Genomic DNA, 21,108 nt, shown 5'->3' with positions numbered 1-21,108 from the left:
GCCCGGGTTAAACCACGTATTTGATCTTCAGGCGCTCGGCCACGTGGTAGTCGCTGATGCCCAGGCCGTCGGACATGCCGATGGGCAGGGACGTGGACCGGCCAAGGGGCGCGACGATCTTGCGCAGTTCGGTGTCGAAGGACAGGAAGACGTCGACCAGCCGTTCGGCCACTTTTTCGGGATCAAGCCGGCGGTACACGCGCGGGTCCTGGGAGGTGATGCCCTTGGGGCACACGCCGATGTTGCAGACGTTGCAGCGGTCGGCTTCGGAGCCGACGCAGCCGGCGGCGGCCTGCATGATGTATTTGCCGGACTGCACGGCGCTGGCCCCGAGCATGATCAGCGCAGCGGCGTTGGCGGCCAGGTTGCCGTTCTTGCCGATGCCGCCGCCGGCGATGAGCGGAATCTCGTTTTGTTTGCCGGAGATGACCAGGTTGTCGTAGCAGTCGCGCAGGTTGGTGGCGATGGGGTGGCCCATGTGGTTCATGGACACGTTGTAGGCCGCGCCGGTGCCGCCGTCCTCGCCGTCGATGGCCAGCCCGGCGGCGTAGGGGTTGCGCACGAGGTTGTTGAGCACCGCCGTGGAGGTCGTGGTGCCGGAGATCTTGGGATAGACCGGCACGCGGAAGCCCCAGGCCATGGACATGGACTGGATCATCTTGGCCACGGACTCCTCGATGGAGTACTGGGTCTGGTGGGTCGGCGGGCTGGGCAGGGACACGCCCTGGGGCACGCCGCGAATGGCGGCGATAAGCTTGTTGACCTTGTACCACATGAGCAGGCCGCCGTCGCCGGGCTTGGCTCCCTGGCCGTACTTGATCTCGATGGCGCAGGGGTCTTCCTTCATGTCCGGCAGGGCCTTGATGATCTCGTCCCAGCCGAAGTAGCCCGAGGCGATCTGCAGGACCATGTACTTGAGGAACCGCGAGCGCAGCAGACGCGGCGGGCAGCCGCCCTCGCCGGTGCACATGCGCACCGGCATGTTCAGCTCTTCGTTCAAGTACGTCACGCCCATGACCAGGCCTTCCCACATGTTGGGGGAGAGCGCGCCAAAGGACATGGAGCCGATCATGAGCGGGTAGATTTCCCGCACGGCCGGCACCCAGCCGTTGTTGGCCAGGGCGGCCAAGCCTTCCTCGGGCGGCTGGATGCGACCCAGGAGCGTGCGCAGCTCGAACTCGTGGCGGCCGGCGTCCAGGGCCGGGTCGGTGAGCATGGAGATGCGGATGAATTTGATCTGATCAAGCAGGCTGCCGCCGTCGTTGCGCCGTCCGCCACGGGTGCGGGCCGCGCCGCCCCGGTTGTTGTGGAACTTCAGCGTCGTGGCCTCGGGACGCAGGCGCGGGGCAATGGCGTTATTGGGACAGACCATGTTGCACATGGCGCAGCCGATGCAGCGGTAGGCCGGATCGGTGCGCTGGCGGATGCCATGGTAGATGGAATAGCTGTTGGTGGGCTTTTTGAGCAGTCCCGGCAAGGCCTCGACGGTGCGTTTGCGGTGAACGCCGAGTTCGATGGCGTTTACCGGGCAAACGGACGTGCAGCGCCCGCACAGGGTGCAGGTGTTCTTGTCCCACTCGATCTGCCAGGGCAGGTCGTTGACGCTTAGTGTGGACGGGGTAATGACTGCAGTTGATTGCATATGGTGACCTCTTGGCATTGGGGACGCACGATGGCCGTATCCAGGTGCATGGGTTGAAAATCGGCGTGCTGGTCGCGGTCGGGGATGGCCGCGTCGAGGCCGCAGATTTCCGAGGAGAAGGCGAAGATGCCGGGCTTGCCGCCGACCACGCCGGGCCGCAGCTTCTTGCGGTCCTGGACCATGAACATGGTCTTGTCGGGCAGGCAGCCGATGACGCAGTTGGGGCCGTCGATGATGAGCTTGCGGCAGGTCTGCTTGATGCGGGCCAAAAGGGCCTGATCGGGATGCTCGGCCATCTCGGCGTCGGACAGCGGCGTGATGACGTGCTTGTAGTATTCGATGCCAAGCTGGAGGCGATTGAGCGTGAAGTGCATGATGTGGGCAAAGACTTCCGAGTCGGACTGGTAGCCCATGTAGCCGGGGAAGCCACGCGAGAGCAGGTATTCGCGGATGGGCACGAAGGCCGTGTTCTCGCCGTTGGTCATGGTGCATACGCCCTGCAGGAAGAACGGATGGCAGGCGTAGAGATTGATGGCGTAGTTGGTGTTCTGCCGGCCCTGGGCCAGGATGCGGCGGCAGGCCAGTTCGGGGCGGTCCAGGCCCAGGTATTCGCCGACCTCCATGGGGTCGCCGACTTCCTTGACCATGATGGTGTCGGGCCAGAACGAGAAGACGCGGATGTCTTCCTTTTCCTCGCCCATGTGGCGCAGTTCCACGCGCATGAGCATGTAGGCCAGCTCGCGTTCGGCCTGGCTTTTGGCCTTGAGGTCGGCCGGAGCCTCGTAGGCCCGGGCGATATAGGAGCCGCGCACGGGGGTTCCCAGGGGCGGCTTGGTGCGCGGATCAAGTTCGAGAGTCTTGCGGGTGACGAACCCGCGTTCTCCCATGTAGGCGTCGAGGCGTTTTAAGCCTTCGTCGGTAAAGATTCCGGAGAGGATGGGCGCATCCTTCATTTCACCGAAGGGGCCGCCGAGGTCGGAGAGGAAAAGACCGACGCCCGAGCCGTCGTGCCCTTCCTTCATGACATTGAGCGCCTCGATGGCGCGCATGGGGGACACGGGGTCCCGGCTGCTGAGGGCGAATAAGCGGCACATGGTCTACTCCGAATAATCGAATTCTCATTAAGGGGGGTTTTTTCATAGTGACAAAATGGGCTATCGTAAAGTGAAAAATAAAATTCGGTACTTAGGCGGCATAAAAACCAGCAAATACGGGCGGTAGCGCCATTGTGGAGATGGTCTTTTCGGAAGGCTTTTCGCCGGTTTTGGCAACTCGGCCCTGTGGGTTCCGGTTGGTCGTTCGGAAATGGGCTGTTTGGACGTCGTTTCGTCGGCGGTTTTTCCCAGGTGGTCAGCGAACAATGTTCGTTTGGCTGGGCCGTGGCTGTGGAAAACGTCTTGCGGCCCCGGTTTTGCCAGGCTGGACGGCGGCGTTGTCGGAGGGGAGGTCGGCGAAGAATATTCGGGTCACTGGCGCGAGGAGAAGCGTGACGACGAAGCATCGACGCCCCGGGCGCGGGCCGTGGGGCGCGCCCGGGGCGTCTGACGACAAGGGGCTGGCTGCCGACGAGGCGGCGCGAAGCGTGCGGCCTACTGGGCCGGCGCGTCCAGGATCTCGGCTGCCGGGAAGGGCTTGGCCAGAAGCCCGAACCGGGCCGACACGTCGATGACGCCGGCCAGGGCCTTGGGGTCAAGGCTCTGGGGGAAGCGCGGCAGCACGATTTTGGCGGCCAGCTCCGGGGCCAGCTTGGTGCGCTGGCTGAGGATCTGCCGCGCCTTTTCCGGGTTGGCGTCGATAAAGGCCGCCGCCTTGGCCACGGCCCGGGCAAAAGCCGCCGCCTCGGCCGGATGGGACTTGATCCAGCCCTTTTTGGCGAACCAGCCGCCGATGAGATACGGGCTGCCGAAGGCGGCATGGGGCGAGGGGTCGAGGACCTTGGCCGCGCCGCGCGACACGGCGTCGGTGACGAAAGGTTCCAGGGTCAGCGCCGCCTGGACCGAACCCTTGGCCATGGCTCCGGCCATGTCCGGGAAGGGCACCTCCACCAGCCGGATGGCGTCCGGGGCGATGCCGGCCTTCTGGGCCAGGGCGCGCATGGCCGCCTCGTTGATGTTGCCCAGGGTGTTTACGGCCACGGTCTTGCCGGCCAGCCCGGCCACGGACGTGATGGGGGAGTCCGCCGGCACGAGCAGGGCATGGACGTCGTTGGTTCCGGCCACGCCCTCGGCCCCGGGGGCCAGGAAGGCGAAGTCGAAGCCCTTGGCGTGGGCCAGGATGATGGATACGGTGTTGGACCAGCCGATGCCCAGCTCGCCGCCTTCCACGGCCGGGGCGATGACCGCGCCGCCCTTCATGGCCGCGCCGGCCACGGCCAGCCCTTCGGCCGCGAAATAGCCTTCTTCCTCGGCCACGTAGTATTGCAGGCAGTCGCCCACCGGGATGTAGCCGACCTTCAGCGGCGCGGGATCGGCGGCCAGGGCCGGGACGGCGAGGAACAGCGACAGGACAAAGGCGGCAAGGGCGGCGATGGGCATGGCGTCCTCCTGGGTTTGCTCAGCGCCCCATACCACTTTTCCAGCCTTCGTGCCAGCGCAGTAGGCGCGAAAGCCCCCGCTCCACGGCAAGATTGCAGCCCAGGCCCAAAATGCCGAGCCAGGCCACGCCGGCGTACATCTCCGGGATGGCGAAGGTGCGCTGCATCCGCAGGATGTAATGCCCGATGCCGCTGGACGCGCCCACCATCTCGGACAGCACGGCCACAATCAGCGCCATGGGCACGGCCGTGCGGAACCCGGCCGCCAGACTCGGCCCGGCCGCCGGCAGGATGACGCCGAAAAGCAGCTGCGAGCGACGCAGGCCGTAAGCCGCCGCCGTCAGCCGAAAGCCCGGCTCCACATGGCGCGCGCCGTCCACCGCGCCAACCAGGATGGGGAAAAAGCAGGCAAAGACGATGACCGAAAGCTTCATGCTCGTGCCGATGCCCAAAAGCAGCATGGCCGCCGGAATGACGGCCGGCGGCGGCACGGGACGCACCAGCTCCACGGCCGGCGTCAGCAGCGCGGACAACCGGCGCGACGTGCCCATGCCCAGCCCCAACGGCCCGGCCAGGACCAGGGCGGCCAAGAGCCCGGCCACGGCCCGGGCAAACGTCTCCCCGGCCTGGGCCGGCAGCGTCCCCGAAACCGTCAGCTCCCAAAACACGGCGGCAATGGTCGAGACCGGCGGAAAATAGAGCTTCGAGACCAGTCCGGCCCGGGAGACGCACTCCCAGACGCCGGCCAGGGCGCACAACACGATGATGCCCGACAACCGCTTCATGGCCGCCCCGTTCCCGGCAACCAGACAAGCGTCCGCCGCCGCAAGGCCAGAAACAGGGCGTTAAGCGCCGCGCCAAGCGCACCCACGGCCACGATGCCGGCATACATCCGCTCCGGCCGGCCGGCCATGGAGGCTTCCAGGATAAACGAGCCCAGGCCGTTTGGCGCGGCCGCCATCTCCGTGGTCACGGCCACGGCCACGGCCACGGCCAGCCCCGTGCGCAGCCCGGCGAAAATCTGCGGCAACGCGGCCGGGGCCAGGACGAACACAATGCTCTCGGTGCGCCCCAGTCCGTAAGCCCGGGCCGTGTCGCGCAACTCCGGCCCGGCCGCGCCGGCCCCGGCCCGGGCCGCCACATAAGCCGGCCAACAGCAGGCAAAGGCGGCAACGGCCACGCACAGCCCAAACCCCAGCCCAAGAAACAAAATGCCGATGGGAATAAGCGCCACAGACGGCATGGGGCGCAAGAATTCCGCCGTGGTTCCCACCGCCCGGCCAAAGCCCGGAAATACGCCGCAGCCAAAGCCCAAGAGCACGCCCGCCAATCCGCCCAAGGCGAACCCGGCCACCGCCCGGCCGGCCGTGCGGCCGATCTCGGCGAAAACCTCGCCGCTTGCCGCCAGCTCCCACAGCGCCGCCGCCACCCGCGAAGCCGGCGGCACGGCCCCGGGCGCCAACACCCCCGCCCGGGCCAGGCACTCCCAAAGTGCCAGAAGAAAGACGATGAAGAGTAGGCCGATGTAAGCAGGGCTCTGCCCTGCACCCGCCGGGGGGGATGATCCCCCCCGGACCCCCTCGATAGGGGGGGTAGGGTCAGGCGCGGCCACGGGGCGGGCTGCCGCAAGGGCTTGCGGTCTTGTTGGAGGCTTGCGGACGCCGCCGTCCCCCATTTCGGGGGTCCGGGGGGATGATCCCCCCGGCGAGGAGGGTACGGGAGGGGCAGCGCCCCTCCTGAGCCTTTTTCTTATTCTTACTCATGTCGCAGCAACGCGTGGATGGCTTTGCGGGCGTCGAGGAAATCGCGGCGTTCACGGCTGGCGATCTGGTCGCGGGGCCGGGGCAGGTCGATGGGCAGCACGGCCGCGACCCGGGCCGGCGGCGGGGTCAGGGCCACCACCGCGTCGGAGAGGTACACGGCCTCGTCGATGTCGTGGGTGACAAAGAGCACCGTCTTGCCCTGGGCCAGGGCCACACCGGCCAGCAAGTCTTCGAGTTCCTCCCGGGTCTGGGCGTCCACCGAGGCAAAGGGTTCGTCGAGGAGCAGGATGTCGGCTCCGTAGGCCAGCCCCCGGGCCAGGGCGGCGCGCTGCTGCATGCCGCCGGAAAGCTGCCAGGGATAGTGGCCGGCGAAATCGGCCAGCCCCACCGAACGCAGGGCCTCCATGGCCTTGTCGGTTTTCTCGGCCTTGGTTCCGGCCGCGCGACGCAGGACAAAGCGGATGTTGCCGCTGATGGTGAACCACGGAAACAGCGAGGCGGCGGCGTTCTGGAAAATGAGCGCCATCTCCGGCGGCGGCGAAACGATCTCCCGGCCGCCCAGGGTCACCCGGCCGCTTGTTGGGCGCATAAGCCCGCACACGCACTGCAAAAGCGTGGATTTGCCGCAGCCCGACGGGCCGACCAGCGACACGAACGCCCCCCTGGGCACGTCGAAACTCACGCCGCCCAGGGCACACATCCCCGGCGTCCCGTTCACACCGTACGTCTTGGTCAACCCTTCAATACGCAGCATCATTTTCTCGGAATACGTCAAAATATCGTGAAGAGGGAAGAGGGTGAATGCCTCCGGCGGCCGGGAGGGGGTAATCCCCTCCCGGACCCTCCCAGTCTGGGGAGCGCTTTTTCCTGGGGATTTTCAGGCGGAGCCTGAAAATCCCCAGGAAAAAGCGCTCCCCAAACAGGAAGGCTTCGCGAAGAGAAAGCAAGCCACGTCCATGCGGCGAAGCCGCCCCCCCCCTTTTCTTCATTCGGGGGGTCCGGGGGCCTCAGGCCCCCGGCCGCCGGAGGCATCTTCCTCTTCTCTTTTTCCTCTACGCTCTATGCCCACTCCACGGGCAACCGTACAATCTTTCCGGCCTTATTGCTGAACAGCAAATAGCCGTTGTCTCGGCCGAAGGTGTAGAGGTCGCGGGTGACGAGCACGTCCTTTTTGCAGTAGGCGGCGATCTCGTCGATGCGTCCTTCCTTCCACCAGGCCAGGGCTTCCAGGCCGCTGGCCGATTTTTGCGTGCCAAGGGTGGCCTTGGCCAGGCCGTCCAGGGACAGGCGGTAGCCCAGGCGGGCGTGGACGCGCTCCAGGATGTCCAGGGTGGGCAGCTTGCGGTGGTCCAAGGGCGACGCGCCGGCCAGCACCTTGTAGTCGAAGCGCAGGATATTGAAACCTACGATGAGGTCGAGGCGGGCCAGGGCTTCGTAGAGGGCCGGCAGTTCCTCCTGGGCGTAGGTGATGCAGTCGTCCAGGCCCGAGTCGTAGAGCACGGCCACGGACACGCCCATCTTGTGGGCGTTGCCCCAGCCGCCCACGTCGGCGGCGGCCCGGCGGGTTTCGACGTCCAGCACGCCGTAACGGCCCGGGGATTTTTTCGTCACGGCGGCCTTGGGGTTGGGGGAGGCTTGGGGGTCGCCGGGTTGCGGTGGTTCGTTGGAGATCAGGCCTTCGGGGCGGCAGGGATCGGTTTCGGGGAGTTTGCCGGACATGAGCAGCTCCAGGAGATAGCGGGCGGCCACCTTGTCGATGGGGCGGTTGCCGGAGCCGCATTTGGGGGAATGGACGCAGGACGGACAGCCGGTTTCGCAGGGACAGCCGGCCACGGCGGCCAGCGTCCGGGACAGGGCCTCATCGGCCTTGGCAAAGGCCAGGCGGGTCAGCCCCACGCCGCCTGGCGCGCCGTCGTAGACGAACACGCAGGCCCGGCCGACCTGGGGATGCAGGGGCGTGGAGATGCCGCCGAGGTCGTTGCGGTCGGTGAGGACGAGTAGCGGCAGGATGCCGATCATGGCGTGTTCCATGGCGTGGATGGCCCCCATGAAATGGAACAGCCGTTTGTCGAGTTCGGCCTGGACGTCCTGGGGGATGACCCACCAGAAGCCTTCGGTCTCGAAGACCATGGGCGGCAGGTCCAGCGGCACGATGGACAGGAGCTGGCCGCCCCTGGCCCGGCGGCGCTCGTAGCCGGTGACGGTTTCGGTGACCTTGAGGCGGCCGAGGAAGACCGGCACGCCGTTGACGGTTTTTTCGCCCAGCACGTCGAGAATTTCGGTGGTTTTTTGGCCGCGCGCCCGGGTGTAATAGTCCACGGTTCCCTGGGCGACCACCACCCGGCGTTCGGGGATGTCCAGGGATTCGACGAGATAGGAGACGCCCCGGTGGATGTAGACCGCGCCGGGATGGGTTTCGCGGTAGGCGCGCATTTCGTCGATCTGGCCGATGACCGCGCCGCCGGCCTCGATGGTGAACTGGCCCCCCGAGCCGCGCAGGTTGACGTCGCGGTGGGGGCGTTTGCGGGCGGCGAAGTAGCGCGTGCCCTCGCGGTCGCGCAGCAGCAAGCCCTTGTCTTCCAGGCGTTCGGCCTCGGCCCGGATGCCGGCCTCGGCCAGGAGCGGATCGGTCAGTTCGATGGGCAGCTCGGCGGCGGCGCATTCCAGGTGTTTGGCGGCGATGGCCGGGTTGGCCGGATTGATCACGGCCGATTCCGGCGGGCGGTCGAAGAATTCGGCCGGATGGCGCATGAAATACTGATCCAGGGCGTCCTCGCCGGCGATGAGCACCACGGCGGATTCGCGCCCGGCCCGGCCGACCCGGCCGCCGCGCTGCCAGGCCGACATGACCGAGCCCGGGTAGCCGCACAGGATGCACAGGTCCAGCCCCCCGATGTCGATGCCCAGTTCCAGGGCCGAGGTGGAGACCACGCCCAGGAGCCGGCCCGAGGCCATGGCCGCCTCGATGTCGCGGCGTTCCTCGGGCAGGAAACCCGAACGGTAGGCCGACACCCGGGAGGCGTAGGGGCCGGCTTTCTCCTTGATCCACAGGCTGATCAGTTCCGTCATCTTGCGCGACTGGGTGTAGACGATGGTGCGCAGCCCGCGTTTGAGGGCGGCGGCCAGGAGCATGACGGCGGTGGTGGCGGCGGACTGTTCGGGATTGAGAAACAGGAAATGGCGGGCGGCGGTGGGCGCGCCGGATTCGGTGACCGTGGCCACGGGCAGTCCCGTCAGGTCTTCGGCCAGCTGCCCGGGATTGCCGATGGTGGCCGAGGAGAAGACGTAGGCCGGGTCGGTCCCGAACCGGCGGCACACGCGGGTCAGGCGGCGGAACACGTGGGCCATGTGCGAGCCCATCACGCCCCGGTAGGTGTGCATTTCGTCCACCACGACATGGGACAGGCCGGCGAAAAGGGTGCTCCAGTTCTCGTGGTTGGGCAGAAGCGACAGGTGGAGCATCTCGGGGTTGGTGATGAGGATGTGCGGCGGATTGTCGCGGATCTTGCGGCGAAAATGCGGGGACGTGTCGCCGTCGTAGATGGCCGTGGTCGGCCGGGCCGATTCGGGCAGGCTGGCGGCCAGTTCGCGGATGGCCTTTTGCTGGTCCTGGGCCAGGGCTTTTAAGGGATAGAGGAAGATGGCCCGGGAATCGGGGTTGCGGATGACTTCCTCCAGCACGGGCAGCAGATAGGTCATGGTCTTGCCGCTGGCCGTGGGGGTGGCCACGGCCACGTGGCGGCCGGCCCGGGCCAGATCGGTGGCCTTGGCCTGGTGGCTGTAGAGGGCGGGGATGCCCTTGGCGGTCAGAAGGCCGGCGACGGCCCGGGAAAAGGGCCGGGTAGGCTCGGCGAAAACGGCCGGCCTGGCCGGCAGCACGCGGTGGTGGACGACGAGGTGGCCCAGACGCTCGGAAGCGATCAGCGCGGCCACGTAGGCGGCCACATCGCGGCCGTCTTGGTCGTCGTCGGGTATCGGGGGGGGAGGGGTCTCGGACTGCATGGCCTTGCCTGCAACGGTCATGGTCGAAAATCCGGGTTTGCGCAAGGCGGGCGCATTGCCGGACCGGCCGGTTTGGGCTAGACTAGCCGGATTGATTCACTTCATTGGGCCACGACGCTCCTTGTGGGATACAGCGTCGTCCGGCAGGAGTCATGCGACTGAAACGTTGGCTTGGTCTCGACACCCTTCGCGGACTGCTGCGTTTTTATACGCTGCTGTGCGTTTCGTTGCCGCTGCTTTTGGCGGCCGGTTTCTTTTATTTCTTTCAGCGCGGTCAAATCATTGACGATACGCTGTCCGGCATGGCCGAGACGTTGGCCACGGAGCGCAGCGTCTTGCGCTCCTGGATCGACGAGCGGTTCGACGATGCGCGGTTTCTGGCCCTGCTCGACGGGACGCGCACGGGCAACACGGACCTGATGCGCCAGGCTTTCGCCAAGTACGTGCGGACCCATCCCTCGGTTTCGGCCGTGGTTGCCGTGAACCAGGACGGGCACACCCAGGTCGATTCGTCTGGATCGCCCAGCGTCTATGTCGGCGACCGATCCTATTTTCTGGAAGCGCGTCAAGGTCGCGACTCCTTGGTGGCCGGCATCATCGGCCGCGCTTCGGGCAAGCCGATCTGCCTGTTCGCCACGCCTGTGGCGCGCCTGGACGGCACGTTCGGCGGTCTTGTCTTTGCTTCGGTGCAGCTCGACGCCTTGGACGTCTGGCTGCGGCAAACCACGATCCTGGGCCAGGGCAAGGCCGTGCTGTGCGACGCCGAGGGGCGCATCCTGGCCCCCAGCGCGGCGGTGCGCGTCGCCAGCGGCCAGTTGACCGGCCGGATCGCGCCCCAGGCCCTGGGGGCCGGGGAGCGGGGGGCGGTCTACCGCGATGCGGACGGCCGGGAAATGCTGGCCGTGTCGGTGGCCGTGGACCGTGGGGGCCTCAAGCTTGTGCGCCAGGAACCGGCCGCCGTCGCCCTGGTCGGCTACCGCAGCCAGGCCTTATGGGTCGCGGCCGGCGCCCTGGCCGCCATCATCCTCATTTCCCCGCTGGTGTTGCGGTTTTGCCGCAAACTGGAACAGCCTTTGGAGACCCTGTCGCGACATGCCCGGGAGCTGCGTTCCAAGGAGTACGACGAGACATGCCCCCTGGCCGCGCCGCCGGATCTGCCCCGGGAGGTGGAGGAACTGTTCGTCGCCTTTTCGGCAATGGCCTGCGACGTGCGCGGCCATATCGACGCCATCGAACAGTTAAGCGTCCAGGACGAGCTGACCGGCCTGTACAACCGACGATTCTTGTTCTCCAGCGGCCTCAAGCTCGTGGCCGCCGCCCTGCGGGCCGGCCAGCCCTGCTGCTGCCTCATGTTCGACGTGGACCATTTCAAGCGGGTCAACGACACCTTCGGCCATCAGGCCGGGGACCACGTGCTGGCCCACATTGGGACTTTGCTGACCGGGGCCGTACGGCGTTCCGATCTGGCGGCCCGCTACGGCGGCGAGGAATTCGCCGTGCTGCTCGTGGGCGCTGACCTAGCCCAGGGCCTGGAACAGGCCGAGCGCATCCGCCGGGCCATGGCCGAAAAACCGTGTGAAGCGGCCGGCCGCAGCCTGTCGGTGACGGTAAGCGTGGGCGTGGCGGCCGTGCACGACAGCCAGGAATTTGGCGAAGCCGCCTTCGACGACCTGCTGGCCCGGGCCGACGCCGCGCTGTATGCGGCCAAGGCGGCCGGCCGCAACCGGGTGATGGCGGAGTGACGGGATAAAAGAAAAGCTGCCTCCGGCGGCCGGGGGGATGATCCCCCCGGACCCCTGCAACGGGAAACAGTTGCAGGGGGTTGCGGCGCTGGCGGCTTAGTGGCCGGTGAGTTTGTATTTTTTGAGCTTGTATTGCAGCAGGCTCTTGGAAATTTCCAGCATCTCCGCCGCCTTGACCTGGACGAAGTTGGAGCGGGCCAAGGCCCGGCGAATGAGCGCCACTTCGATTTTTTCCAGGGTGTCATTTAAGTTGATGGTCACCGGCAGCAGATCCACGGCGGATTTGTACTGGCTCTCCTCGTCCCGGATTTCCGTGGGCAGATCCTCCACCTGCACCACGTCCGAGGCGGCCAGCACCACGCAGCGTTCCACCACGTTTTGCAGTTGCCGCACGTTGCCGGGCCATTCGTAGGCCGTCAGGTACTCCATGGCTTCCGGGGAAAACCCCTTGAAGACCTTGTTGTTTTCCCCGGAGTAGCGGGTGAGGAAATGGGCGGCCAGGATGGGGATGTCCTCGCGGCGTTCGCGCAAGGGCGGCGTTTCGATGTGGACGACGTTTAAGCGGTAATACAGGTCCTCACGGAAGGTTCCGGCGGCCACGGCCTCGGCCAGATTGCGGTTGGTGGCGGCCAGGATGCGGATGTCCACCTCGATGGGGTCCGAGCCGCCCACCCGCTCGAACTTGCGTTCCTGGAGCACGCGCAAGAGCTTGACCTGGAGCTCGGGCGAGAGTTCGCCGATCTCGTCGAGAAAGATGGTGCCCTGATGGGCCATTTCAAAACGGCCGCGCTTGCGGGCCACCGCGCCGGTAAACGACCCTTTCTCGTGGCCGAACAGTTCCGATTCCAGCACTCCCGAGGCCAAGGCCATGCAGTTGACCGAGATAAAGGCCGCGTCCTTGCGGGGCGAGGCGTAGTGGATGGCCTTGGCGAAAAGCTCCTTGCCGGTGCCGGATTCGCCGGTGATGAGCACGGTCGATTTGGTGGGCGCGGCCTTGGCGATCATCTCCAGCACCCGCTGCATGGCCTTGCCCCGGCCGATGATGTTCTCCGAGGAGAACTTGTCTTCCAGGGACTGGCGCAGCAGCATGTTCTCGCGCTGGGCGGCGGCGAAACGGCTGGCCTTTTCCACGGTCAGCAGCAGCTCGTCGTTGGCGAAGGGCTTGGCGATGTAGTCAAAGGCCCCGATGCGCATGGCCTCCACCGCGCCTTCGATGCTGCCGAACGCGGTCATGATGATGACCGGGATATAGGGATAGTTGCGCTTGACGTGCTCCAGCACCTGCTGGCCCGTGACCTTGGGCATCTTCATGTCCGTGATGACCACGTCCACTTCCGATTCGTCCAGGAAGGCCAGGCCGGTCTCCGGGTCGTCCAGGGCGGTGACGGCATAGCCGGCGTCGCCGAGCATGGTCTCCAGGATGAGGAGATAGTTCTTCTCGTCGTCTAAAATCAAAATCTGGCTGGGCATGGTGGCTCTTCTCGTTGGATGGGGGGTCTGGGGGCCTCAGGCCCCCAGACGCCGGAGGCATCTTCTCTTCAAAACCTAAGCCGCCGTAAACGTCATCGTCACCCGGGCGCCGCCTTCGGGGGCATTGTCCAGGGCCAGGGCGGCATTGTGGCTTTCCACGATGGTGCGCACGATGGCCAGTCCCAGGCCTGTGCCGGCGTCCTTGGTGGTGAAAAACGGGTCCAGCACGCGGTCCTTGTTGTCCGGGCAAAAGCCGGGGCCGGTGTCGGCGATGGTCAGCGTCAGCTCGTCGCCGTCGCGGGTCGCGGCCACGGCCAGGGCCGGGTCGCGAACTTTCTCCTTGTCCTCGGCCATGGCGTCCAGGGCGTTGGAAAGCACGTTGTAGACGGCCCGGTAGAGGAGATCCTTGTCGCCGCGAACGGTGAGCCCCGGGGCGTAGTCGCGGCTGACGACGATGCCGAGTTCCTCGCACTTGGCTTCGAGGAAGGTCAGCGCCTGGTCGCAGATAAGGGCCAGATCGACCTCGTCCTGGCGCGGGTTTTTCGGCCGGGCGTAGTCCAGGAAGTCGCCCACGGTCTTGGACAGGCGCTTGGATTCGTCGAAGATGGCTGAGAGCAGCCGGGCGTTGGCCGGGTCGGCGTCCTTGGCCCGCTTGAGGAGCAGTTCGGCTGTGGAGCGGATGATGCCCAGGGGGTTTCGGATTTCGTGGGCGATGCCGGCCACCATGCGGCCCATGCCGGCGAGCTTTTCCTGTTGCTGGAGTTCGCGTTCCAGGCGCTCCCGGTCGGCGATGCGCTGGGCGTTGATGCGTCCGGCCCGGCTGATGATGATGCGCAGCATGACGAAAAGCAAAAACGAGGACATAAGCGAGGTGGCGATGATGATGCGCTGGAAATCGACGACTTTTTGGTAGTCGTCGGTGATGTCCTGGGTGAATTCCAGCACGCCCATGATGAACCCTTGGGGGTTGCCGGGCACCAGCGACCGTTCGGTGCGCAGGGGATAGATGGTTTTCAGCGTCACCGTGTCGGGCTTGGGCGAAAAATCGAAGATGCCGCCGAACATGCCGGCCCGGGTCACCACCTGGAAGCTCGAGGTGCCCTGTTCCAGGGCTTCGAGGATGGCCGCGCCGGCATAGCCGGACTGGCCGACCAGCTCCTTGTCGGTGGAATAGGACACGCGCTTGTCGTGGTCGTAGATGCGCACTTCGCTGACGTGGAAGCTGTGGATGGTGGACAGCACCGTCTTGTCCAGGCGGTCGTACTGGGCCGGCTGGGACAGTTCCACCCGGCCAAAGCCGATGACCGTGGGCAGGGTGAAGCGCTGGTAGATCTGGTGGTTGAGGTTTTCGGCCAGAAGCAGGGCGAATTCCTTCTGCTTGGCCAGCACGTCCTGGCGGGCGTAGTTGGAAAGAAAGATGGACAGGAACAAGTTGACGAGCAGGATCAGCGCCAGGGAGCTCCAGGACAGGAACTTGACGAACCCCAGGGATTGATCATCGTCTTTACGCAGCTTTGTGGTCACGCCTTGCTCGCGGCGGCCGGTCGCGGGACCGGCCGCCGTCGGGGTTTCGGGCTTGTGCGCCCGGCTAACCGAGGTTTTTGAGGAAATCGCCCATCTTGGTCAGGGCTTTTTCCAGGGTTTCGTCGCTGGTGGCGTAGGACAGACGCACGCAGCGGTCCTCGCCAAAGGCCACGCCCGGGACGGTGGCGATGCCGGCTTCGGTCAAAAGCGCTTCGGACAGGGCCGTGGAATTGGGCACGGCCTCGTTGTAGTAGGCCGAAAGGCTCGGGAACAGGTAGAACGCGCCGGCCGGAACGGGGCAAAAGGCCTTGTCCCAGGTCCTTATGATGGACAGGCACAGGTCGCGGCGGCGGGCAAAGGCCTGGCGCATCTCCTCCACGCAGTCCAGGGGGCCGGTCAGCGCCGCGATGGCCGCCTTTTGCACGATGGAGCAGATGTTGGAGGTGGACTGGCTTTGCAGGGTGGACATGGCCCGGATGACGTCGGGATGGGCAATGCAGTAGCCCATGCGCCAGCCGGTCATGGCGAAGCTCTTGGCCAGGCCGCCGACCACGGCCACGTTGTCCGGGTACATGGCGAAGCAGCCGGCCATGGAGGCGGGCTTGGCCGGCTCGTAGACAAGGCGGTCGTAGATCTCGTCGGAGACGATGTAGATGCCCCGGGAAACGGCCCACGCCATGATGGCGTCGAGTTGTTCGGCGGTGTAATGGGCCCCGGTGGGGTTGGAGGGCGAGTTGAGGACCATGGCCCTGGTGGCCGGGGTGGCCGCCCGGTCAAGGTCTTCCACGGTAACGAGGAAGCCGTTTTCCGGGCTGCTCGGCACGGCCACGGGTTCGCCGCCGGCCAGACGGATCATGTCCGGGTAGCTGACCCAGTAGGGGGCCGGCACCAGCACTTCGTCGCCGGGGTTGAGCACGGCCAGGAAGAGATTATACAGGGCCTGCTTGCCGCCGTTGGTGGCGATGACCGCCTCCTTGGGCACGGGCACGCCGTAGATTTTCTTGTAATACCCGGTGACCGCCTCGCGTAGGGTCGGTATGCCCGGCACCGGCGTATAGCGGGTGAAATTGTCGTCAATGGCCTTTTTGGCGGCGTCCTTGATGTGCTGGGGCGTGTTGAAGTCGGGTTCGCCAGCCGAGAGGTCGAGGATGGCCTTGCCCTGACGGCGCAGATCGGCGGCCTTGGCGGCCATGCCGAGGGTGGCGGACGGGGCGACGAGACGCATACGGAGCGCGGTGCGCATGGCCCGAAATCCTTGGCTTGGGGGTTGATGGCGGGGACCGCGTCGGACGCGGCCGGGTCGGAACTCTAAAGCATAATGCCTGGAAGGTAAATCATGGAGCGAGAACCGACCCGAGTCGTTTTGCCCCACCCCGGCCCCATTCTCGAAGCCCGGTTCGTGCGGCGCTACAAACGGTTTCTCGTCGATGCCGAAGGCCCGGACGGCCCCATCACCGCCCACGCCAACAACACCGGCTCCATGCTGGGGCTGCTGCGCCCGGGCGCGACCATCGGCCTGTCCACGTCCGACAATCCCAAACGGCGGCTGCCCTACACCCTGGAAATGACGAAAGTGCCGGATTTCGCCGGCGATTTCTGGGTCGGGGTCAATACGCTCACCCCCAACCGGCTGCTGCGCCGGGCCGTGGCCGCCCGGGCCATCCCGGAGCTTATAGGCTACGACGCGGCCCGCCCCGAACCGCCCTTTGCCGACGGCCGCCTCGATTTCCTCCTCACCGGCCCGGCCGGACGCTGCTTCGTGGAATGCAAAAACGTGACAATGGTCGAGGACGACGCGGCCATGTTCCCGGACGCCGCCACCGAACGCGGGCGCAAACATCTTATTGAACTCACCCGGCTGGCCCGGGAAGGCCGCGACAAGGCCGCCATCTTCTACTGCGTCCAGCGCCCCGACGGCCGTTGCTTCGCCCCGGCCGCCGTCATCGATCCCGAATACGCCGATCTGCTAGCCGAAGCCGCCGCCGCCGGCGTCCTCGTCCTGCCCTACCGCGCCGCCGTCAGCGCCGCCGGCGTGGCGCTTGGCGAGCGGTTGCCGCTGGCGGCCTGGTAGGGGGCCGCGACGACAGGGCCGGCGACACGGCCGTTTTCGGGTTCCAAGCCTGCCGGTGCGCGCGGCGACAACCGCAATCGGCGGCGCGCAATGCAACACCCCCCCTGCGGCATTGCCGCAGGGGGGGTGCAGTGGATCGACAAATCTTCCGCCGAGGCAGGGCTTTGTCGGCTCCTGGCGGTCCGCCGAAACTAGTTGGCGGGGGTGGTCTTTTTGGTGTTCTTCTTCTTGTCCTTCATGATCTCGACCACGGAGTAGCTGCCGTCCTTGGTAGGCTTCTTGGCCTTTTTCTTGGTGCCGGCGAAAGCCATGGAGGTGGCGAGCAGGCAGGACACGACGGTGAAGATGACGATCTTTTTCATGGTATGGACTCCTTGTAAAAAGGGTAAGCGGTTTCTGGCATCCCCCAACCGACCGGGACGATTCCCTCGGCGCGGGCCCTCCCGTATCGACCGGGGCCGCAGCCGCCGTGTCGATGGCAACGGTCTAGGCCCGTCTTCCTTTCCCGGCGCTTACCCGTTCATTACAGGAGTGAAATTTAAAGTACGATTTCAGTACGTTACATGATCCTTACAGGGCGATTACAGATCTGAAAAAAGCTGGAAAACCGTAGCCCGGCCGGGCGCTGGTCATTATGGGGAGTTCTATGTATACCCCGATGCATCCAGAGCGGCGGCCGGGCAGCCTCGCCCAGGCCGCCAACACCGCAAAGGACGTTCCTGTCATGCGCATCCTCCTCGTCGAGGACGACGAGAAAATCGCCTCCTTCATCCTTGGCGGCCTGCGCCAGAGCGGGTTTGCCGTGGACCATGCGGCAAACGGCCCCGACGGCCTGCATCTGGCCGCCACCGAGCCCTACTGCGTGGCCATCATCGACGTCATGCTGCCCGGCCTGGACGGCTTGCAGGTCATTGAAGAACTGCGCCGCCGCAAAATCATGACCCCCATCATCATCCTTTCGGCCAAGCGGTCGGTGGAGGACCGGGTGCGGGGCCTTGAAACCGGCGGCGACGATTATCTGTCCAAGCCCTTTTCCTTTGCCGAACTCCTGGCCCGGGTCCAGGCGCTGATCCGCCGTTCCACCAGCGCTTCGGAGCCCACCCGCCTGACCGTGGGCGAGCTGTCCATGAACCTGCTCACCCGGGAGGTGTCCCGGGGCGAGACGGCCGTGCAGCTCCAGCCCAGGGAGTTCGCCCTGCTTGAATACTTCATGCGCAATCCCGGCAAGGTGCTGTCCAAGACCATGATCATGGAGCACGTCTGGGACTACCACTTCGATCCCCAGACCAATCTCGTGGACGTCCTCGTCTGCCGACTGCGCAACAAGATCGACCGGGACTACGACCGGAAGATGCTCCATACCCTGCGCGGGGTCGGCTATGTTCTCAAGGAATAGCCGGCCGCTATTGCGCTCCACCACCCTGCGCCTGACGGCGCTGTACTCCTGCATCTTCATCTGCAGCGCCCTGACCCTGTTCGTCCTGGCCTACTCCCTGCTCTCGGGAGCCGTGCGCGAGGGCGACCGGGTGGCCATGGCCCAGAAACTGCGGGAATACGTGTCCGTGAGCCAGAAAAAAGGCCTGGCCGGTCTGCTCGATTTCCTGCGCCTGGAGCAGGAAAACATTGATGTCGAGGAGTATCTGCTACGGGTGGCCGGCCCGGACGGGGCCACCCTGTTCAGCCAGTCGCCCGAGGACTCCGTGCCCCTGCCGGAGGTCCTGCCCCTGGTCCCGGGGCCGTCGGTGCAGTGGGCCTTTGTGCCGGGTCCCGATCCCGACGGGGGACTTACGGAAATCGGCTGCCGGGCGCTTCCCGGCGGGGGGTCGGTGACCATCGGCAAGGATGCCAGCGACCGCGAGGGCTTGCTGGCCCGGTTTCGGGTCATTTTCGCCGGCATCATGCTGCCGGTGGCGCTTTTGGGCCTGGCCGCCGGTTTCGTCCTGGCCCGGCGGGTGCTCACGCCCTTAAAAGACCTCATCGACACGGTGCGGGCCATCGACACCGGCCGCATGGACGCCCGGGTGCCCGAGGTCGGGGCCGGCGACGAACTGAGCGAACTGGCCCGGCTTTTCAACGCCATGCTCGACAAGATCCGCACGCTCATCACCGGGATGCGCGAGGCGCTCGACAACGTGGCCCACGACCTGCGCACCCCGGCCACGCGGACCCTGGCCGCCGTGGAAATGGCCGTGGCCTCAAAAAACGATCCGGCCGAGCTGCGCGAGGCCCTGCTCGACTGCGCCGAGGAAACCCGACGCATGGTCGCCATGCTCGGGGCGCTCATGGACATCTCCGAGGCCGAGACCGGAGCCATGCGCCTGCGTCTGGAAGTGGCCGACATGGCCCGGCTGGCAGCCGAGGCGGCCGAACTCTACGAATACGTGGCCGAGGAAAAGGGCGTGGCCCTTTCCGTGGCCGCCGCCGGCCCCCTGCCCGTTCTGGCCGACCCCAACCGCCTGCGCCAGGTGCTGGCCAACCTCATCGACAACGCCGTCAAGTACACCCCGCCCGGCGGCCGGGTGACGGTGGCCGCCGCCCGGGAAGACCGCTTCGTGGCCGTGCGGGTGGCCGACACCGGCCAGGGCATCGCCGCCGAAGACCAGCCCCGCATTTTCGACCGCCTCTACCGGGCCGACCGCAGCCGCTCCGAACGGGGCCTGGGCCTGGGGCTTTCCCTGGTGCGGGCCGTGCTTTTCGCCCACGGCGTGGCCATAGAGGTGGAAAGCGAGCCGGGACGGGGCTCGGCCTTCGCCTTCCGCCTGCCCCTGGCCGGTGAGGACGTCTGACGCGTTTTCCGCAACGTCGCACCCGCCCCACTGGCGCAACCGAATCCGGCGACGCAGTATTATCCCCTGTTTCTGAAATACGGCCTGGGCAACCCGGCAACGAGCGCGAAAGCCGTTGTCAAACGGCCCAGGCTGGGGCATGTTCGGCAAAAGTCTCGCCATGTCTTGCCGCCCTCCAACCGAGTAACCGCATTGGGGTCGACCATGAGCGACAACGGCCAATCCGGCGCCAGCCCGTTTTTCTTCACCAAGCAGGCCCTGTTCGACGTCAAACGCAAGCTGTGGGGCTACGAGATCCAGGGCGGCGCGGACGCCTGCTCGGCCCTGGCCTGCTTCGCCGACCAGGAGCATCTGGCCGGCTCCCTGGCCTCCACCTCCTATATGGGCGTGCAAAGCGCCGTGGAGCGCGGCAAGAAAGTGGCCGTGCCCTTTGATGAGGTCGGCTTCCTGGCCCAGGCCCCCTATGCCCTGCCGCCGGCCCACGGCGTGGTGAAATTCGTGGGCCAGGCCTCGCGGCCCAGGGAGGTCGTCGAGCTGGCCGCCCGGCTTCGAGCCGACGGCTACAGCCTGGCCGTGGACGTGGGCGCCGGCCAGCCCGATCTGGCCGAACTGGCCGCCCTGGCCGACGTGTGGTGCTTCGATGCGGGCGGCGCCGACGACCCGACCCCCATCGCCGCCCGCAATAAGGGCGGCAAGGCCCTGCTGTGGGCCTCCCGGGTGGGCAGCCTCGATACCTTTGAAAAACTCAAGGCCGCCGGATTCGCCGTGTTCCAGGGCCGTTTTTTCAAGGAACCGGAGCTGGTGTCCGAGCGCAAGCTCACCTCCCACCAGATGAGCCGCTTCCAGCTTTTGCGACTCATCGAATCCGAGGACCCGGACGTGGACGCCCTGGCCGAGGCCATTTCCGCCGACGTGTCCGTGAGCTTTCGGCTGCTGTCCTACCTCAACAGCGCCGCCTTCGGCCTGCCGCAAAAAATCCAGTCCATCAAGCAGGCCATCATGATCCTTGGCAGCATCAAGATCCGCAACTGGCTGCGGGCGGTGCTTTTGGCCGACATGGCCCAGGGCGGCGACATGCCGCGCGAGCTGGCCGAGCTGTCCTTGCAGCGGGCCAGACTCCTGGAGCTTGTCACCACCCGCTACGATTTCTGGGACTTCAACCCGGGAACGCTCTTTCTGCTCGGGCTTTTTTCCCTGCTTGACGCCATCCTGGGCCTGCCCATGCGGCAGGTGGCCGAGCATCTGCCGCTGGATGAAAAGCTCAAGTCGGCCCTACGCCGCGACGCCCAGAACGAATACCAGCCCCTGCTCGACTTGGCCGAGTGCATTGAGGACGCGGATTGGCCGCGCCTGGCCGACCTGACCCGGCAACTTGGGCTGGAACTCGACGCGGTCAAGGTCTGCGCCAGCGAGGCCATGGCCTACAGCAGCGGCTTTTTCGCCACCCAGACCGACGCGCCGCCGCCGACCGGCAAAAAGGCCCGGCAGTAGGCACAGGCCTCACGGAAGCGGGCGGCTCAGGCGAGGCGTCCGGAAGCCTCAGGCCCAGGACGCGAAGCCGGCCCGTCCCCTCCA

Annotated in this window: 16 protein-coding genes; 5 read left to right on the top strand and 11 right to left on the bottom strand. The window is 66.3% G+C overall.

The features are described from left to right. Window positions 1–7: 7 nt before the first annotated feature. From DMR_RS21755 to DMR_RS21725, 7 genes are all read right to left on the bottom strand, one after another. Window positions 8–1,642, bottom strand: coding sequence for a glutamate synthase-related protein (locus tag DMR_RS21755; RefSeq protein ID WP_015863208.1), 1,635 nt, complete (start codon window positions 1,640–1,642; stop codon window positions 8–10). Beyond that, complete coding sequence (locus DMR_RS21750) at window positions 1,606–2,736, bottom strand: hypothetical protein (RefSeq protein ID WP_015863207.1); 1,131 nt, start codon at window positions 2,734–2,736, stop codon at window positions 1,606–1,608. Before DMR_RS21750 ends, DMR_RS21755 begins: the two co-directional genes overlap by 37 nt. Before the next feature lie 495 nt (window positions 2,737–3,231). Then, on the bottom strand, window positions 3,232–4,176 hold the full coding sequence (locus tag DMR_RS21745) for an ABC transporter substrate-binding protein (RefSeq protein WP_015863206.1): 945 nt from the start codon (window positions 4,174–4,176) through the stop codon (window positions 3,232–3,234). 19 nt (window positions 4,177–4,195) lie between these two features. Further along, window positions 4,196–4,960: an ABC transporter permease gene (locus tag DMR_RS21740; RefSeq protein ID WP_015863205.1), complete on the bottom strand. Its 765-nt coding sequence runs from the start codon at window positions 4,958–4,960 to the stop codon at window positions 4,196–4,198. Next, window positions 4,957–5,622 (bottom strand): ABC transporter permease, encoded by a 666-nt coding sequence (locus DMR_RS21735; protein ID WP_232502854.1) that lies wholly within the window; start codon window positions 5,620–5,622, stop codon window positions 4,957–4,959. The genes DMR_RS21740 and DMR_RS21735 overlap by 4 nt, the downstream gene beginning before the upstream one ends. Window positions 5,623–5,930: 308 nt before the next feature. Further along, window positions 5,931–6,695 carry an ABC transporter ATP-binding protein gene (locus DMR_RS21730; RefSeq protein ID WP_015863203.1) on the bottom strand — a complete coding sequence of 255 codons (765 nt, stop codon included), beginning with the start codon at window positions 6,693–6,695 and terminating at the stop codon, window positions 5,931–5,933. Between the two features lie 302 nt (window positions 6,696–6,997). Beyond that, a complete protein-coding gene (locus tag DMR_RS21725; protein ID WP_043601353.1) occupies window positions 6,998–9,961 on the bottom strand; it encodes a DEAD/DEAH box helicase in 2,964 nt (987 codons plus the stop codon). 131 nt (window positions 9,962–10,092) lie between these two features. Here DMR_RS21725 and DMR_RS21720 point away from each other — a divergent pair, with 131 nt between their 5' ends. Next, a complete protein-coding gene (locus tag DMR_RS21720; RefSeq protein WP_015863201.1) occupies window positions 10,093–11,682 on the top strand; it encodes a sensor domain-containing diguanylate cyclase in 1,590 nt (529 codons plus the stop codon). Between the two features lie 96 nt (window positions 11,683–11,778). On the opposite strand, the gene DMR_RS21715 is transcribed toward DMR_RS21720, so the two are convergent. From DMR_RS21715 to DMR_RS21705, 3 genes are all read right to left on the bottom strand, one after another. Beyond that, window positions 11,779–13,152, bottom strand: a complete 1,374-nt coding sequence (locus tag DMR_RS21715) for a sigma-54-dependent transcriptional regulator (RefSeq protein ID WP_015863200.1) — start codon at window positions 13,150–13,152, stop codon at window positions 11,779–11,781. 75 nt (window positions 13,153–13,227) lie between these two features. Beyond that, complete coding sequence (locus DMR_RS21710; protein ID WP_015863199.1) at window positions 13,228–14,676, bottom strand: sensor histidine kinase; 1,449 nt, start codon at window positions 14,674–14,676, stop codon at window positions 13,228–13,230. A 64-nt stretch (window positions 14,677–14,740) separates the two neighbouring features. Then, the gene (locus DMR_RS21705) at window positions 14,741–15,919 is read right to left on the bottom strand and encodes a pyridoxal phosphate-dependent aminotransferase (RefSeq protein ID WP_015863198.1); all 1,179 of its coding nucleotides are present in this window, start codon (window positions 15,917–15,919) and stop codon (window positions 14,741–14,743) included. A 93-nt stretch (window positions 15,920–16,012) separates the two neighbouring features. On the opposite strand from DMR_RS21705, the gene sfsA reads away from it, so the two are divergent. After that, entirely contained in the window at window positions 16,013–16,747 is a 735-nt protein-coding gene (gene sfsA, locus DMR_RS21700) for a DNA/RNA nuclease SfsA (protein WP_015863197.1), read from the top strand. Window positions 16,748–16,938: 191 nt separating this feature from the next. Here the strand turns inward: sfsA and DMR_RS25125 are convergent, their stop codons facing one another. Continuing rightward, window positions 16,939–17,109, bottom strand: coding sequence for a hypothetical protein (locus tag DMR_RS25125; protein ID WP_015863196.1), 171 nt, complete (start codon window positions 17,107–17,109; stop codon window positions 16,939–16,941). Window positions 17,110–17,471: 362 nt separating this feature from the next. Between DMR_RS25125 and DMR_RS21695 the strand changes: the two genes are divergently transcribed. The 3 genes from DMR_RS21695 (at window position 17,472) to DMR_RS21685 (ending at window position 21,024) form a co-directional block, all read left to right on the top strand. Then, a complete protein-coding gene (locus DMR_RS21695) occupies window positions 17,472–18,143 on the top strand; it encodes a winged helix-turn-helix domain-containing protein (RefSeq protein WP_006920460.1) in 672 nt (223 codons plus the stop codon). Beyond that, on the top strand, window positions 18,127–19,533 hold the full coding sequence (locus tag DMR_RS21690) for a sensor histidine kinase (RefSeq protein ID WP_015863195.1): 1,407 nt from the start codon (window positions 18,127–18,129) through the stop codon (window positions 19,531–19,533). The genes DMR_RS21695 and DMR_RS21690 overlap by 17 nt, the downstream gene beginning before the upstream one ends. Before the next feature lie 204 nt (window positions 19,534–19,737). Then, window positions 19,738–21,024, top strand: coding sequence for an EAL and HDOD domain-containing protein (locus tag DMR_RS21685; protein ID WP_015863194.1), 1,287 nt, complete (start codon window positions 19,738–19,740; stop codon window positions 21,022–21,024). The last annotated feature ends 84 nt before the right edge of the window (window positions 21,025–21,108 follow it).

This window comes from Solidesulfovibrio magneticus RS-1, assembly GCF_000010665.1.
GTDB classification, from domain to species: domain Bacteria; phylum Desulfobacterota; class Desulfovibrionia; order Desulfovibrionales; family Desulfovibrionaceae; genus Solidesulfovibrio; species Solidesulfovibrio magneticus.
The sequence above is the reverse complement of the archived record's forward strand: the minus strand, read 5'-3'. Positions and strand labels throughout refer to the sequence as shown.

What these genes read in the sequence shown, in the direction of transcription:
- DMR_RS21715 (WP_015863200.1), bottom strand. Translation starts at nt 13,152, where the DNA reads ATGCCCAGCCAGATTTTGATTTTAGACGACGAGAAGAACTATCTCCTC.
- DMR_RS21755 (WP_015863208.1), bottom strand. Translation starts at nt 1,642, where the DNA reads ATGCAATCAACTGCAGTCATTACCCCGTCCACACTAAGCGTCAACGAC.
- DMR_RS21720 (WP_015863201.1), top strand. Translation starts at nt 10,093, where the DNA reads ATGCGACTGAAACGTTGGCTTGGTCTCGACACCCTTCGCGGACTGCTG.
- DMR_RS21685 (WP_015863194.1), top strand. Translation starts at nt 19,738, where the DNA reads ATGAGCGACAACGGCCAATCCGGCGCCAGCCCGTTTTTCTTCACCAAG.
- DMR_RS21705 (WP_015863198.1), bottom strand. Translation starts at nt 15,919, where the DNA reads ATGCGCACCGCGCTCCGTATGCGTCTCGTCGCCCCGTCCGCCACCCTC.
- DMR_RS25125 (WP_015863196.1), bottom strand. Translation starts at nt 17,109, where the DNA reads ATGAAAAAGATCGTCATCTTCACCGTCGTGTCCTGCCTGCTCGCCACC.
- DMR_RS21745 (WP_015863206.1), bottom strand. Translation starts at nt 4,176, where the DNA reads ATGCCCATCGCCGCCCTTGCCGCCTTTGTCCTGTCGCTGTTCCTCGCC.
- DMR_RS21730 (WP_015863203.1), bottom strand. Translation starts at nt 6,695, where the DNA reads ATGATGCTGCGTATTGAAGGGTTGACCAAGACGTACGGTGTGAACGGG.
- DMR_RS21725 (WP_043601353.1), bottom strand. Translation starts at nt 9,961, where the DNA reads ATGACCGTTGCAGGCAAGGCCATGCAGTCCGAGACCCCTCCCCCCCCG.
- DMR_RS21750 (WP_015863207.1), bottom strand. Translation starts at nt 2,736, where the DNA reads ATGTGCCGCTTATTCGCCCTCAGCAGCCGGGACCCCGTGTCCCCCATG.
- DMR_RS21690 (WP_015863195.1), top strand. Translation starts at nt 18,127, where the DNA reads ATGTTCTCAAGGAATAGCCGGCCGCTATTGCGCTCCACCACCCTGCGC.
- DMR_RS21695 (WP_006920460.1), top strand. Translation starts at nt 17,472, where the DNA reads ATGCGCATCCTCCTCGTCGAGGACGACGAGAAAATCGCCTCCTTCATC.
- DMR_RS21740 (WP_015863205.1), bottom strand. Translation starts at nt 4,960, where the DNA reads ATGAAGCGGTTGTCGGGCATCATCGTGTTGTGCGCCCTGGCCGGCGTC.
- sfsA (WP_015863197.1), top strand. Translation starts at nt 16,013, where the DNA reads ATGGAGCGAGAACCGACCCGAGTCGTTTTGCCCCACCCCGGCCCCATT.